Source organism: Luteococcus sp. H91 (assembly GCF_038433135.1).
In the GTDB taxonomy this organism is placed as follows: domain Bacteria; phylum Actinomycetota; class Actinomycetes; order Propionibacteriales; family Propionibacteriaceae; genus Luteococcus.
The window spans coordinates 69,481-82,453 of record NZ_JBCDMV010000013.1; the positions used below are offsets into that span (position 1 = coordinate 69,481).

Annotated in this window: 14 protein-coding genes; 10 read left to right on the forward strand and 4 right to left on the reverse strand. The window is 68.3% G+C overall.

The window, feature by feature from the left end:
• Positions 1-18: 18 nt before the first annotated feature.
• The 3 genes from AAEX57_RS07800 to AAEX57_RS07810 all read left to right on the forward strand — a co-directional run bounded on the left by AAEX57_RS07800 (position 19) and on the right by AAEX57_RS07810 (position 2,977).
• Positions 19-1,980 (forward strand): protein kinase family protein, encoded by a 1,962-nt coding sequence (locus AAEX57_RS07800; RefSeq protein ID WP_342097772.1) that lies wholly within the window; start codon positions 19-21, stop codon positions 1,978-1,980.
• Positions 1,977-2,567, forward strand: a complete 591-nt coding sequence (gene sigM / locus AAEX57_RS07805; protein ID WP_342091781.1) for an RNA polymerase sigma factor SigM — start codon at positions 1,977-1,979, stop codon at positions 2,565-2,567. Before AAEX57_RS07800 ends, sigM begins: the two co-directional genes overlap by 4 nt.
• Positions 2,568-2,695: 128 nt before the next feature.
• Positions 2,696-2,977 carry a hypothetical protein gene (locus AAEX57_RS07810; protein WP_342091782.1) on the forward strand — a complete coding sequence of 94 codons (282 nt, stop codon included), beginning with the start codon at positions 2,696-2,698 and terminating at the stop codon, positions 2,975-2,977.
• A 65-nt stretch (positions 2,978-3,042) separates the two neighbouring features.
• On the opposite strand, the gene AAEX57_RS07815 is transcribed toward AAEX57_RS07810, so the two are convergent.
• Both AAEX57_RS07815 and glpK read right to left on the reverse strand, forming a co-directional pair.
• The gene (locus AAEX57_RS07815; protein ID WP_342091783.1) at positions 3,043-3,597 is read right to left on the reverse strand and encodes a TetR/AcrR family transcriptional regulator; all 555 of its coding nucleotides are present in this window, start codon (positions 3,595-3,597) and stop codon (positions 3,043-3,045) included.
• 357 nt (positions 3,598-3,954) lie between these two features.
• Positions 3,955-5,475, reverse strand: coding sequence for a glycerol kinase GlpK (glpK, locus tag AAEX57_RS07820; protein ID WP_342091784.1), 1,521 nt, complete (start codon positions 5,473-5,475; stop codon positions 3,955-3,957).
• Positions 5,476-5,694: 219 nt separating this feature from the next.
• On the opposite strand from glpK, the gene AAEX57_RS07825 reads away from it, so the two are divergent.
• Both AAEX57_RS07825 and AAEX57_RS07830 read left to right on the forward strand, forming a co-directional pair.
• Entirely contained in the window at positions 5,695-6,645 is a 951-nt protein-coding gene (locus AAEX57_RS07825) for a sugar-binding transcriptional regulator (protein ID WP_342091785.1), read from the forward strand.
• 110 nt (positions 6,646-6,755) lie between these two features.
• Positions 6,756-7,496: a CPBP family intramembrane glutamic endopeptidase gene (locus tag AAEX57_RS07830; RefSeq protein WP_342091834.1), complete on the forward strand. Its 741-nt coding sequence runs from the start codon at positions 6,756-6,758 to the stop codon at positions 7,494-7,496.
• Positions 7,497-7,595: 99 nt separating this feature from the next.
• Here the strand turns inward: AAEX57_RS07830 and AAEX57_RS07835 are convergent, their stop codons facing one another.
• Both AAEX57_RS07835 and AAEX57_RS07840 read right to left on the reverse strand, forming a co-directional pair.
• Positions 7,596-8,015 carry an arsenate-mycothiol transferase ArsC gene (locus AAEX57_RS07835; RefSeq protein ID WP_342091786.1) on the reverse strand — a complete coding sequence of 140 codons (420 nt, stop codon included), beginning with the start codon at positions 8,013-8,015 and terminating at the stop codon, positions 7,596-7,598.
• A 14-nt stretch (positions 8,016-8,029) separates the two neighbouring features.
• Entirely contained in the window at positions 8,030-8,362 is a 333-nt protein-coding gene (locus AAEX57_RS07840; protein ID WP_342091787.1) for an ArsR/SmtB family transcription factor, read from the reverse strand.
• Positions 8,363-8,486: 124 nt separating this feature from the next.
• Between AAEX57_RS07840 and arsD the strand changes: the two genes are divergently transcribed.
• The 5 genes from arsD to trxA all read left to right on the forward strand — a co-directional run bounded on the left by arsD (position 8,487) and on the right by trxA (position 12,945).
• Entirely contained in the window at positions 8,487-8,879 is a 393-nt protein-coding gene (gene arsD, locus AAEX57_RS07845) for an arsenite efflux transporter metallochaperone ArsD (protein WP_342091788.1), read from the forward strand.
• Positions 8,880-8,906: 27 nt separating this feature from the next.
• The gene (arsA, locus tag AAEX57_RS07850) at positions 8,907-10,670 is read left to right on the forward strand and encodes an arsenical pump-driving ATPase (RefSeq protein WP_446721115.1); all 1,764 of its coding nucleotides are present in this window, start codon (positions 8,907-8,909) and stop codon (positions 10,668-10,670) included.
• A 100-nt stretch (positions 10,671-10,770) separates the two neighbouring features.
• Positions 10,771-11,076, forward strand: coding sequence for a hypothetical protein (locus AAEX57_RS07855; protein WP_342091789.1), 306 nt, complete (start codon positions 10,771-10,773; stop codon positions 11,074-11,076).
• Between the two features lie 428 nt (positions 11,077-11,504).
• Positions 11,505-12,542 carry a thioredoxin-disulfide reductase gene (trxB, locus tag AAEX57_RS07860; RefSeq protein WP_342091790.1) on the forward strand — a complete coding sequence of 346 codons (1,038 nt, stop codon included), beginning with the start codon at positions 11,505-11,507 and terminating at the stop codon, positions 12,540-12,542.
• 79 nt (positions 12,543-12,621) lie between these two features.
• The gene (gene trxA, locus AAEX57_RS07865) at positions 12,622-12,945 is read left to right on the forward strand and encodes a thioredoxin (protein ID WP_342091791.1); all 324 of its coding nucleotides are present in this window, start codon (positions 12,622-12,624) and stop codon (positions 12,943-12,945) included.
• Positions 12,946-12,973: the final 28 nt, after the last annotated feature.

A 12,973-nucleotide genomic window follows, 5' to 3' on the forward strand; every position in this document is an offset into this window, starting at 1 on the left:
ACAGGTGATGGGGACTCAATGAACCAGAATCCGCAGGGAAGTCCGGGGTCGATGCATCCCGATGCGCCCACGCAGCTGTTCACCTCCGTCGACGACGACGGTGAGACGACCGCGATGATCTCCCGCGACGACGCGCAGGACCCGACCCCGATGGCCGAGCCGGCAGAGGACCCCACCACGACGACCGAACCCGCCGACGCTCCGGATCCCCTGGAGGACACCCTCTCGCCCGCGATGGCCACCGGCGTCCCGGAGGGCCAGTCCAGCAACCAGCCCACCGCCGAGGTGAAGGCCGGCGACGTGCACGCCGGGCGCTACCGGCTGGAGCAGCAGCTGGCGCAGCGCGGCGGAACCCTGACTTGGCGCGCCTTTGACCAGAAGCTCTCCCGCTCCGTCCTGGTGCACATCCTGGCTCAGCACGATCCGCGCACCACCGACGTTCTGGATGCGGCGCGCAAGGCCGCCTTCGCCACCGACTCCCGCTTCCTGCGGGTGCTGGATGCCGTCGTCGGGGACGAGCCCGGGGAACCGTCGCTGGTGGTGTGCGAGTTCGCCCCCGGCGAGAGCCTGGAGAAGCTGCTGAAGCAGGGCCCGCTGAGCGCCCTGGAGGCCGCCTGGGTGGCCCGGGAGCTGGCCGACGCAATGCAGTCCATGCACTCGGAGGGGCTCTTCCACCAGCGGATCAACCCGGACACGGTGATCATCACCTCCACCGGCAATGTGAAGATCGTCGGCTTCCTGATCGAGGCCGCGATGTACCCGGATGCCGACGAGAATGCCCTGGCCTGGTCGGAGCGGGAGCAGGCCGACGTGACCGCGATCGGCAAGGTGCTCTACGCCAGCCTGGTCACCCGGTGGCCCGGCGCCCGCGATCAGGTGCTGGACGAAACCGGTCAGCCGCGCCGCACCTGGGGCATGGCCGCCGCGCCGATGGATGCCCGCGGGTGGCTCACCCCGCGTCAGGTGCGCTCGGGGGTCTCGCCGGCACTGGACATCATCTGTGACCAGATCCTGTCCCCCGCGCCCCGGCACAACGAGCTGCCGCTGCGCACCGCCAACCAGGTGATGCTGGCGCTGAGCAAGGTGCTGGGCACCGCCGATGGCTCCGCCGATCTGGAACGACGGATGCGCTACCCCGTCGTGCCCCATGACGGCGACGGTGACGCGGCGATGCTTGAGACCACCGGCGGGCTGTCGGCCATCGGCCACACCGACGAGGGGTCGGCCACCGGGCCCTTCACCGCCGTCCCGCCGCCCGGCCGGTCGGCGACCAGTCCTTCCGGGGATGACGGTTTCGACGCGGGCAGCCCGGCAACCCCCTCCGCACCGTCGACGACGGGGGCCAGCCCGGCCCGGCGCCGCCCTCCCATCCGGCATTCCCGCCCGCCGCGTCGGCGCTGGCTGGCGATCCTGGTGGGCCTGTTGGCCCTGGTCCTGCTGATCTCGCTGGTGCGGGTCGCCATGCGCAAGGACGGCGGCACCGGCGTGCTCGGTGGCGGCGAGGAAGGCGGCAAGATCCAGATCAGCGCCGTCGACGACTTCGATCCCACCGGCGACGGGGGCAATGGCGAGGAGAATCCCAACCAGGTGAAGGCGGCCTGGGATGGCGATCCGAAGACCGCCTGGCAGAGTCTCGTCTACCTGGGCGACGCCAAGCTGGGTCGGTTGAAGCCCGGCGTCGGTCTGGTGGTTGACCTGGGCCAGCGGCAGAAGGTGGGCAGCGTGAAGATCACCCTGCAGGGCAAGCCCACCGTGGTTCAGCTGCGGGTGCCCGCCGACACGGCCGCCGACGCGGCGCCGACCACTTCGCAGAAGCAGTGGACCACCATCGCGAATGCCACGGCCAGCGACGCCAGCGTCGAGCTGAAGCCAGAACAGGCAGTCGAGACCCGCTACCTGCTGGTCTACCTCACCAGCCTGCCCAAGGTCTCGGGCAACAAGTACCGCGCCGGAATCGCCGAGATCGAGGTTGCCCAGTGAACATCCTGGCCGAGGGGATGGACGTCGACTCCCTCAGCGACCACCAGCTGCTGGCGGCCCACGTCGCCGGTGATCCGCAGGCCTTCAGCCAGCTCTTCCACCGGCATCGCGACCGGCTGTGGGCGGTGGCGTTGCGCACCATGCGCAATCCCGATGACGCCGCCGACGCCCTGCAGGATGCGATGATCTCCGCCTTCCGCCGGGCCGGCAGTTTCCGCGGCGACTCCCAGGTGACCACCTGGCTGCACCGGATCGTGGTGAACGCCTGTTTGGACCGGATCCGGCACAACAAGTCGCGGCGTGCCGAGGCGCTGCCCGAGGACGTCGACCGGGAGCTCCAACTGGCCGACCCGACGGATCTGACCAGCGGCGCCGAACAGCGCGAGGCCCGGCAGGACATCCTGGACGCGCTGGCCCGGATCAATGCCGACCAGCGGGCCGCGATCGTACTGGTGGACATGGAGGGCTACTCCGTGGAGGAGGCGGCCATGATGCTGGGTTGCGCAACGGGAACGGTGAAGTCCCGATGTTCCCGCGGCCGGGCAAAGCTTGCCCCGCTGCTGGAACACCTGCACGACGTCCCCTGATCCCTGAGTGGTTGTTGCATCTTGACGATCAGCTGACACGATGGGAACCAGATCCTTCGACTGTCCGTCCAACCCCACACGGGAGCCCCTGACCGGCCGGCTCCCTCCCCTCACTCCAGGAGCATCCGATGGATTCGACGAACCAGCACGGCACCAGCGAACAGGCCCCGGCCTGGGTCGCCACCCTGTTGGGTTCCGAGCCGACGCCCACGATGCCACCCGAGGTGCTGGCCCGGCTGGACGAGGCGATCGCGCAGGAGCAGGAGATCCGCGAGGCCGGGGACTTCCCGGAGGTCAGCTGCGCCACCGAGCTGATCCAGCTGGAGGAGCGCACCGCGCTGGGCAGCTTCGGCCCCAATGCACCGACGCGCTACTCCCCCGACGGCCTGGGGCTCACCCCACTGGGTTGAGGCGACCAGCTCGGGGAGCGTGGCGTGGCCGCTGCCACGATGGCCGGGCCGTCGAGGCCCCCGGTTCAGCTCAGCGTCTTCAGCACCGACGGCAGCAGGGCGACGGCCCTGTCATAGGACTCCAGCGAACGCCTGGCCCGGGCCACCACCACGGCACCTTCGACGGTGGCCAGCGTGAGCGCGGCGAACTTCTCGGCATTCGACTTGGTGAGCCCGGCGGCCGTCAGCTGCTCCGCGATCGACTCGTGCCAGGTCTGGTAGACCTCCGAGGCGGCCGTGAGCAGCTCGTCGGTGTCGGTGGCGACGGTGACCGCAACCGCGGCCGATCCGGTGCTGGCCTGCGACGAGGAGAGCAGGCGGCGCCAGGCGGTGGTGACGGCCTTCAGCACGGCACCCGCGTCGGGATGGCCCTCGCCCACCTCGCCCAGCATCCTGGAGCGGAATTCCGCCAGGGCGGCGAGCACCAGCTCGTCCTTACCCCCGGGAAAGTGGTGGTAGATGGAGCCCCTCGGTGTGTTTGTCAGCTCAATCACCTCACTGAAGGAGGTGGCCTGCAGCCCCTTGGTTGCCAGCAGTGTGGTGGCCCCCGCCACCATGCGCTCGCGCACGTCCTTTGCCATGTCTGTTGTCCCCCCGAACAATCTGATGGAATGCACTCCCCCGATGGAAATGTGCGTTTCCATCATGCACCACCCTGAGTAGGTTGTCAGTCATAGTCGGGGGTGATCGGGACGCTGGAGCATCACCCTTGGCCCTTCCAGGCACACCCCGCGACACTCGCCCATCCCGCCCGATCCCTGTCAGACAAGACGTTCACCCGCTCACAGGAAAAGCGTGATGCTTTGATCACAAATCACCCCGACACGCTCCATCCGCGGCTCGTCACCCCCAGCGGGGCACCGCCGACATCGCCCGGGAGAGGCGAGACGGGGCGCAGCCCGCAGGCCGCGCCCCGTCCCTGGTCAGCCAGCGGGGATTCACTCCTTGACGTCGTCGTCCACCCAGTCGAAGGTCTTGGTCACAGCCTTCTTCCAGTTGCGGAACAGGCGCTCCCGCTCCTCCTGCTCGTCGCTGGGCTCCCAGCGCTTGTCCTCGGCCCAGTTGTCGATCACGTCCTGCTCGCCATTCCAGTAGCCAACCGCGATTCCGGCGGCGTAGGCGGCGCCCAGTGCGGTGGTCTCGGCCACCTTGGGCCGCACCACCGGCACTCCCACCTGGTCGGCCTGGAACTGCATCAGGGTTTCATTGGCGGTCATGCCGCCGTCCACCTTCAGCTCGGCCAGCGGGGCGCCGGAATCGGCCTCCATCGCGTCCAGCACCTCACGGGTCTGGTAGGCGGTGGATTCCAGCACGGCACGGGCGATGTGGCCGCGGTTGACGTAGCGGGTCAGGCCCACCAGCGCACCGCGCGCATCGGATCGCCAGTAGGGGGCGAACAGGCCGCTGAAGGCCGGGACGAAGTAGGCGCCGCCATTGTCCTCGACGGTGGCCGCCAGCTGTTCCACCTCGGGGGCGCTGTCGAACATCTTGAGGTTGTCGCGCAGCCACTGCACCAGGGAGCCGGCCACCGCGATCGAGCCCTCCAAGGCGTAGACGGCGGGCTGCTGGCCGATCTTGTAGCAGACGGTGGTCAGCAGGCCGTTCTTGCTGGGGACGATCTCGGTGCCGGTGTTCATCAGCATGAAGCAGCCGGTGCCGTAGGTGTTCTTGGCCATGCCCTTATCGAAGCAGGCCTGGCCGAAGGTGGCGGCCTGCTGGTCACCGAGGATGCCGGCGATCGGGATGTCCATCAGGAAGCCGCCCTTGCGTCCGACACCGTACTGCTCGGCGGAGCTGCGGATCTCCGGCAGCATGCTCATCGGGATCGTCATGTCCTTGGCGATCTCCTCGTCCCAGTCAAGGGTCTTGAGATCCATCAGCATGGTGCGCGACGCATTGGTGACGTCGGTGACGTGCACGCCACCATCGACGCCGCCGGTCATGTTCCACAGCACCCAGGTGTCCATGGTGCCCATCAGCAGCTTGCCGGCCTCGGCCTCTTCGCGGGCGCCCTCGACGTTGTCCAGGATCCACTTCACCTTCGGGCCACAGAAGTAGGTGGCCAGCGGCAGGCCCACCTTGTCCTTGTAGCGGTCATTGTCGCCCTGGGCCAGGGCGTCGCAAATCTTCTGCGTCCGGGTGTCCTGCCAGACGATGGCGTTGTAGACCGGCTTGCCGGTCTCCTTGCTCCACACGACGGTGGTCTCGCGCTGGTTGGTGATGCCGACCGCGGCAATGTCGTGCCGGTTCATGTTGCCCTTGCTCAGGGCCTCGGCGACGACCTCGCGGACATTGCCCCAGACCTCCTCCGGGTCGTGCTCCACCCAGCCGGCCTTCGGGAAGATCTGCTCGTGCTCCTTCTGGCCCACGCTGACGATCTGCCCGGCGTGGTCGAAGATGATCGCGCGGGAGCTGGTGGTGCCCTGGTCGATCGCGAGGATGTACTTGCTGTCGGTCATGTGAACGCTCCACTTCTTTGTGAATCTCCGGCGGTGCCGGGTGCCTTCCAGCCGGATCAGGGGTCGGTTCAGCAACCTCCGAAGGCCGGTTCCCTCCCCATCATGGGTCATCCTCCATCGGCTTGCCAGCCCCGATTGCACTGCTCCCGCCAGAAAAACCCTGCGCAGTGCACAATTGACCCATGGCAGTGAACAAACGTGCTCACGGGGTGGTTGGCGATGCACGAGCGCTCTGACGAGATGTACCTGGCGGCCTCGCTGTACTACGTGCAGGACGAGACGATGGAGTCCATCGCGCGGCAGCTGAACATCTCCCGCAGCACCGTCTCCCGACTGCTCAAGCAGGCTCGCGAGTCGGGGATGGTGAAGATCACCCTGGCCAATCCCGCAGGGCCACACACATCGCTGGGCGAGACGATCGGCCGGCACTTCGGGGTGCGGGCGCACGTCGTCCCGGTGCGCGACGGCGCCTCCGACGTGCACCGGCTGGAGCGCGTCGCCCGGGCGGCCGGCCAGCTGATCAGCGAGGCGGTCAAGGACAACATGGTGATCGGCACCGCCTGGGGCACCACCCTGGGAAGCGTGGTGCAGTACCTGCAGCCCAATGACGTCAAGGGCACCGTCGTGGTGCAGATGAATGGCGCCGCCAGCCCCACCAATTCGGGGATGCCCTATGTGGGCGGCATCATCAGCCAGTTCGCCCAGGCCTTCAACTCCCAGGTGGTGCCCTTCCCGGTACCCACCCTGTTCGATTTCGCGGAGACCAAGCAGGCAATGTGGCGCGAGCGCAGTGTGCGCAATGTGCTGGCCCTGCACCACAAGATCGATCTGGCGGTCTTCGGCGTCGGCGGGCTCTCGTCCGAGCTGCCGTCGCATGTCTACTCGGCCGGCTACCTGGACGAGCGGGACATGGAGCAGTTGCGCATTGAGCGGGTGGTGGGCGACGTGAACACGGTCTTCCTGCGCGAGGACGGCACCTGGACGGATGTGCCGATCAATGCCCGCGCCTCCGGGATGCTGCCCTCGCAGCTGCGCGCGGTTCCGCGCCGGATCTGCGTGGTGGCCGGGGTGGCCAAGGCCTCCCCACTGCTGGGGGCGCTGCGGGCCGGGGTCGCAACCGACGTCGTGCTGGACGAGGCCCTGGCCAAGACGCTGCTGACACGCCTCTAGCTAGGGTGGATGCCGTGAACGAGATCCAAGACCCTGTTCCCTTTCACCTGCTCGGAAGACTCTCGCCCCGGGCGTGATGGTGGCGCCCGCTCCTCGAATTCGTCGTGCTGATGGTGGTCTTCGCCGTCGCCTTCATCGCCCTCACGGAGGGTTTGCATGCCCTGATGGGCGACCGCGCCGATGACTTGCTGGGCCAGGCAGCCATGGCCGCGGCGCTTCCGGCAGTCTTGGCAGCCGTGGTGGTGGGGGGCCGCCGGCGTGCCACCGCTCTGCCCTCCTGGTACGGACGTGGACACGTCCGCCTGGCGGCGGCTGCCTTCGGGATCACCCTGGTCATCGCGGGGCTCGCCCGCGTGGCCGTGGGCTGGGCGACGGTAACCTTCCAGCCGCATGCAAGCGGCTTCCGGCCGGGGGCTCTGGCCCTGACCGTCGGCCTCATCACGCTGGCCGCCTTCGCCGAGGAGATCCTGTTCCGGGCCTGGCTGCCGCAGGCCATCGGCGTCTGGGTGCGCTCCCCCTGGGTGGCCTATGGCGTGACGGTCCCCCTGTTCGTCCTCATCCACGGCACCCGCGACGGATGGATCGGCGTGGTGAACCACGGCGTGACGGGCATCTGCCTTGCAGTCCTGGCCTGGCACTTCCACGGCATCGCTGCCCCGACGGGCGTGCATGCGGCCAGCAATGTCGTTCTGGCTCTGGCACCGGAGCTGCTGACCACCGGGGCGAACATGGATCACGCGGCCGCCGTGGTGATGGCGAAGGCTGCGGCCCTCGTCGCCATCACCGCCCTGCTCGTCAAGGCCTACATGGTGCCCCGGGTTGCGACCCCGGCACCCGCAGGGCGGGCGTAGACCTCGCCAGAGCTCCACCCCTGGGTCCTGGTGCTCCTGAGCCCCGATGTGTCGCAATGGAGTGCTCCCCTTGTCCGGGGCGAACGCGCAATGCCTCAGTTACTCACCCATCAACTCGAGCTCCGCCTGCAGGGCCCGTACCCGGGTGTCGATGTCGTCGCGCAGCAGCCGCATCCGCTGTTCACCCTCGATCCCGCGCAGCGACGGTTCGTCGGTGATCCAGGTCTCGATGCTGCCGCGCATCCCCTCGATCGGCTCCACGACGGCCTGGTCACCCAGGATCACGGTGCGATCCACCCGGCGCAGCAGGTCGGGATCGATCGGCTTGGGGTGTTCACCGTCGAAACTGCCACCGAGCTCCTCGATGCTGGCCAAGGACTCCTGGTTCATCTTCGTTCCGGGCCGGGTGCCGGCCGAGTGCACCTCGACGGCATCCCCGGCGCGCAGCCGCATCAGGGCCGCGGCCATCTGGCTCTTGCCGCCATTGCCGACGCAGACGAACAACACACTGGGCTTCATGGATTCTCCTTGACTCATGGCAGTTCCCCCAGGAGGGCTCGCAGCGCGGCGAGCCCCTCGGGGCGGGGGGTGTAGTGCGCCCAGCGGCCGCGCATCTCGCGGTTGACCAGCCCGGCCTCGGTGAGCTTCTTCAGGTGGTGGGAGAGCGTCGGCTGGCTGACCCCGAAGGTCTCGGGCAGGTGGCAGAAGCAGACGCTGCCCCCGCTGACCGCGACGTGGTGGAAGATCCGCAGGCGGACCGGATCGGCCAACGCCTTGACGCAGGGCATCAGCGCCTCGGCCTGGTCGACGGTCATCACCTTGGGCGATGGCGCACAACACTCATCCTGGAGGACGCTCAATTCCATGCCCAGATGATAGCCCCCAGCGACCATCGTCATATTGACAGTCATCGATCCATGGGGAGATGCTGAATCCATCGACATTGATCAATGCGTCGAGGGATCGGCGCACCAAGCACGGGAGACAGCCATGACCGCCGTCCGTATCTTCGAGCCCGCCCTGTGCTGCAACACCGGGGTCTGCGGCACCGACGTCGACCAGGCGCTGGTGGACATCACGGCCGACGTGAAGGCGCTCACCGCCGAGGGGGCCCAGATCGAGCGCACCAACCTGGGCACCGACCCGATCCGCTTTGCCGAGAACCAGACCGCCGTCGCGTTCCTGCACACCGCCGGTTCCGAGGCCCTGCCGCTGGTGCTGGTGGATGACGTCACCGTGCTCACCGGCCGCTACCCCAGCCGCGACGAGCTGCGCCGCTGGGCCGGGCTCGCGGCGCCCGAGGCCGAGGGACGCACCACTCTGGGCACCGTCACGGACAGCCCGAGCGAGGGCGGCTGCTGCGGCGGCACCGGTTGCTGCTGACCAGCCCGCCACCTTCCCAGGAGCATCATGTTCTTCCTGCAGAATCCTCCCCGCCACCTCTTCTTCACCGGCAAGGGCGGCGTGGGCAAGACCTCCGTCGCCTGCGCCAGTGCGCTGCAGCTGGCGCACAACGGCAACCGGGTGCTGCTGGTCAGCACCGATCCGGCCAGCAATGTGGGCCAGGTTTTCGGGGTGACGATCGGCAATCGGATCACGCCGATCCCCGACGTGCCGGGGCTCGACGCGCTGGAGATCGATCCGCAGCAGGCCGCCGACGCCTACCGGGCCAAGATCCTGGATCCGGTCAGGGCCCTCCTGCCCGCCAAGGAGATCGCGGAGATCACCGAACAGCTGTCTGGCTCCTGCACCACCGAGGTGGCCAGCTTCAACGAGTTCACCAGCCTGCTGGCCGATCCGGCGGCCACCGCCGGCTATGACCACGTGGTCTTCGACACCGCCCCGACAGGGCACACCATCCGGCTGCTCCAGTTGCCCGGCGAATGGACCGACTACCTGGACGCCGGCAAGGGCGATGCCTCCTGTCTGGGCCCGCTCTCCGGCCTGGAGAAGAGCCGCGCCACCTATCGCGACGCGGTGGCGGCCCTGGCCGACGCCAGCCGCACCCGACTGGTGCTGGTCAGCCGCGCCCAGCGCTCCACGCTGGCCGAAGTGGCCCGCACCCACCAGGAGTTGGCCGAGCTGGGCATCCACGCCACCCATCTGGTGATCAATGGCGTCCTGCCGGAGCTCGCGCCGGCCGAGGCCCCGGATCCCCTGCACCGGGCCATCCGGGAGCGCGAGCTGGCCGCCTTGTCACAGCTCACGGGTCCGCTCGCGTCGCTGCCTCGCGACCTGATCGAGCTGAAGCCGGTCAACATTGTGGGCACCGCCGCGCTGGACTCACTGCTCAGCACCGCAGCGCCCGAGTCCGCGGTACCGGAGCGGGCCCCCGCGGCAGAGCCCGTCGAGGCCCTCGGCCTGCGCGCCCTGGTGGACGAGCTGGCAGCCCAGGGGCACGGTCTGGTGATGGCGATGGGCAAGGGCGGCGTCGGCAAGACCACCGTCGCCGCGGCCATCGCCGTCGAACTGGCCCGACGCGGGCACGACGTGCTGCTGACCACCACCGATCCGGCGGCGCACCTGGGCAGCGCACTGCCCCAGGAGCTGCCCCACCTGGAGGTGAGCGCGATCGAGCCGCAGGCCGCGATCGCCGCCTACCGGCAGCAGGTGATGCGCACCAAGGGCGCCAGCCTGGACGACGCGGGCCGCACCGCGCTGGCCGAAGACCTGAAGAGCCCCTGCACCGAGGAGATCGCGGTCTTCCAGCAGTTCAGTCGAGCGGTCAACCAGGCCCGGCAACGCTTTGTGGTGATGGACACCGCACCCACTGGCCACACCCTCCTGCTGATGGATGCCACCGGCTCCTACCACCGCGAGATCACCCGTCATCTGGACGACGCCCAGGCGGCGCGGATGACCACGCCGTTGATGCGGCTGCAGGATCCGCAGCACACCAAGGTGATCGTGGTCACCCTGCCGGAGACGACGCCGGTGCTGGAGGCCGAGGGACTGGCCGACGAACTGGAACGGGCCGGGATCCGGCCGTGGGCCTGGGTGGTGAACAACTCGCTGGCGAAGGCGCAGCCGCACTCGCCCTTGTTGGCCCAGCGAGCGCGCAATGAGCGGGCCCTGCTGGCGGACGTGGCTCGCCGCGCGCCGCGGATGGCCGTCCTGGCCAGTCAGACTGCCGAACCGGTGGGTGGGGACGCCCTGGGCGCGCTGCTGGACTGAGATCTGGTGGGTCGGTTGAGGATTGCGGCCCCGGGGTGGGCAGTGGTCCGTCACCTGAATATGGTTCGACCCCCTGCCGACGCTGATCCAGGAGGATTCCATGACCGAACAGACCGAGGGTGGCTGCTGCGGCGGCCACAAGAACCAGACCGTCACCATCGAGGGTACCGAGGCCCCCGTCGCCAAGGGCACCGACGAGGTGCGCCTGTGCACCTGCGGCTGCGGCCGTCCCGCCGCCGAATGCGCCTGCGGCCCGGACTGCAGCTGCTCCTGCAACGAGCCCTGCACCTGTGGCTGCGACTGCACCGCCGGCAAGTGCACCTGTGGCCCCGAGTGTGAGTGCGGCTGCAATGACGCCAAGCCCGCCGAGACCGAGGCGAAGGGCTGCTGCTGCGGCGACAAGTGATCCTCTGGGCAGGACCCGCTTGACTGATCCGGGCCCGTCACCGCCGCTGCGTGACGGGCCCGGTGTCCAGTTCGGCTGTCAGGCGCGTCTCGTAGGTGCTGTCAGGTCCACATCGGGCAGCAGCCGCTTCGGGCTGGGGTGCTCCCTTGGGTGAGGGTTGCCGTTGGACCACGCTCAGGAAGACCACTGGTGATCCCCCTGCACAAAGTGGCAAGGATTTGGCGCTTTGAACGTGTCGTATCGATTTCTGTGTCCGCCTGATTGCCACTTTGAGTGACCCCGGCATCTGGGGGTGCCGTTCGCGGCGGGTGGGGAATACCAAATGACGCCCCGGAGTTGAGAGGTCGTATCGGTGCTGCACCACCGGCGCTCGGTAGAGTGCTTCCCGCAGCTTCACCACCCGCGGCCACCCCGCGCGAGAGGACATCATGACCACACCCGCCCTGAACACCACGAGCCTGATCTCGCTGGATGACATCACCCCCGAACAGGAGCCGGCCAGCGTCGAGCAGCCCTCGCAGGAGGTGCGCGAGGTGATCATCGTCGGCTCCGGACCGGCCGGGTACACCGCCGCCATCTACACCGCTCGCGCCGAGCTGAAGCCGCTGGTGATCGAGGGCGCCTTCGCCGCCGGCGGTGCGCTGATGAACACCACCGAGGTGGAGAACTACCCCGGTTACACCGACGGCATCATGGGCCCCGACCTGATGAAGAACATGCGCGCCCAGGCCGAGCGCTTCGGCGCCGAGCTGGTCACCGACGACGCCACCGAGCTGGATCTGACCGGCCCTGTCAAGACCGTCACCGACTCGGAGGGCCGGGTCTACCGCGCCAAGGCCGTGATCCTGGCCACCGGCTCCGGTTACAAGCGGCTGGGCCTGGCCGACGAGGACAAGTACTCCGGCCGCGGGGTGAGCTGGTGTGCCACCTGCGACGGCTTCTTCTTCAAGGACAAGCCGATCGTCGTGGTGGGTGGCGGCGACTCCGCAGTCGAGGAGGCCACCTTCCTGAGCCGTTTCGGCTCCACCGTCACCATGGTGGTGCGCCGCGACGAGCTGCGCGCCAGCAAGATCATGGCGGCCCGCGCGATGAACGACCCGAAGATCACCATCGAGTGGAATTCCAATGTCGTCGCGATGAGTGGTGAGCCCGCGCTGGAGTCGGTCACCATTGAGAACAACCAGACCGGTGAGAAGAAGGAACTGCCGGTCAACGGCCTGTTCGTCGCCATCGGCCACGACCCCCGCTCCGAGCTGGTCAAGGGCCAGGTGGAGCTGGACGCCGCCGGCTACGTGCTCACCGAGCCCGACGGTACGAAGACCAACCTCTCCGGCGTCTTCGCCTGCGGAGACCTGGTGGACCACACCTACCGTCAGGCGATCACCGCCGCGGGCTCCGGCTGCAAGGCCGCCCTGGACGCCGAGCGCTTCCTGGCGGATCTGGCCGACGAGAACGTCCAGGCCTGAACCCAAGAACCCACACCCGGCCACGATCCCCGATCCTGTCGAGGGGTCGAGGCCCCAACCACAGCCCCCAAGGAGAAGCATGAGCAATGTCAAGGACGTCACCGACAAGACCTTCGTCGACGAGGTGATCATGAACCCGAAGCCCACCCTGGTGGACTACTGGGCCGATTGGTGCAGCCCGTGCAAGCAGCTCAGCCCGATCATCGACGAGCTGGCCGCCGAGCTGGGTGACAAGGTGAACTTCGTCAAGATGGACACCAATGCCAACACCCAGATCCCCGTCGAGCAGGGCGTGCTGAGCCTGCCCACCCTGCAGATCTGGCAGGGCGGACGGGTGGTGAAGTCCTTCCAGGGCGCCAAGACCAAGGGCGCGCTGCTGAAGGCGCTGAACGAGTACCTCTGAGCGCTGGGATCGGGGTGCAAACCTCAAC

What these genes read in the sequence shown, in the direction of transcription:
- AAEX57_RS07800 (WP_342097772.1), top strand. Translation starts at nt 19, where the DNA reads ATGAACCAGAATCCGCAGGGAAGTCCGGGGTCGATGCATCCCGATGCG.
- AAEX57_RS07810 (WP_342091782.1), top strand. Translation starts at nt 2,696, where the DNA reads ATGGATTCGACGAACCAGCACGGCACCAGCGAACAGGCCCCGGCCTGG.
- AAEX57_RS07815 (WP_342091783.1), bottom strand. Translation starts at nt 3,597, where the DNA reads ATGGCAAAGGACGTGCGCGAGCGCATGGTGGCGGGGGCCACCACACTG.
- glpK (WP_342091784.1), bottom strand. Translation starts at nt 5,475, where the DNA reads ATGACCGACAGCAAGTACATCCTCGCGATCGACCAGGGCACCACCAGC.
- AAEX57_RS07825 (WP_342091785.1), top strand. Translation starts at nt 5,695, where the DNA reads ATGCACGAGCGCTCTGACGAGATGTACCTGGCGGCCTCGCTGTACTAC.
- AAEX57_RS07830 (WP_342091834.1), top strand. Translation starts at nt 6,756, where the DNA reads ATGGTGGTCTTCGCCGTCGCCTTCATCGCCCTCACGGAGGGTTTGCAT.
- AAEX57_RS07835 (WP_342091786.1), bottom strand. Translation starts at nt 8,015, where the DNA reads ATGAAGCCCAGTGTGTTGTTCGTCTGCGTCGGCAATGGCGGCAAGAGC.
- AAEX57_RS07840 (WP_342091787.1), bottom strand. Translation starts at nt 8,362, where the DNA reads ATGGAATTGAGCGTCCTCCAGGATGAGTGTTGTGCGCCATCGCCCAAG.
- arsD (WP_342091788.1), top strand. Translation starts at nt 8,487, where the DNA reads ATGACCGCCGTCCGTATCTTCGAGCCCGCCCTGTGCTGCAACACCGGG.
- arsA (WP_446721115.1), top strand. Translation starts at nt 8,907, where the DNA reads ATGTTCTTCCTGCAGAATCCTCCCCGCCACCTCTTCTTCACCGGCAAG.
- AAEX57_RS07855 (WP_342091789.1), top strand. Translation starts at nt 10,771, where the DNA reads ATGACCGAACAGACCGAGGGTGGCTGCTGCGGCGGCCACAAGAACCAG.
- trxB (WP_342091790.1), top strand. Translation starts at nt 11,505, where the DNA reads ATGACCACACCCGCCCTGAACACCACGAGCCTGATCTCGCTGGATGAC.
- trxA (WP_342091791.1), top strand. Translation starts at nt 12,622, where the DNA reads ATGAGCAATGTCAAGGACGTCACCGACAAGACCTTCGTCGACGAGGTG.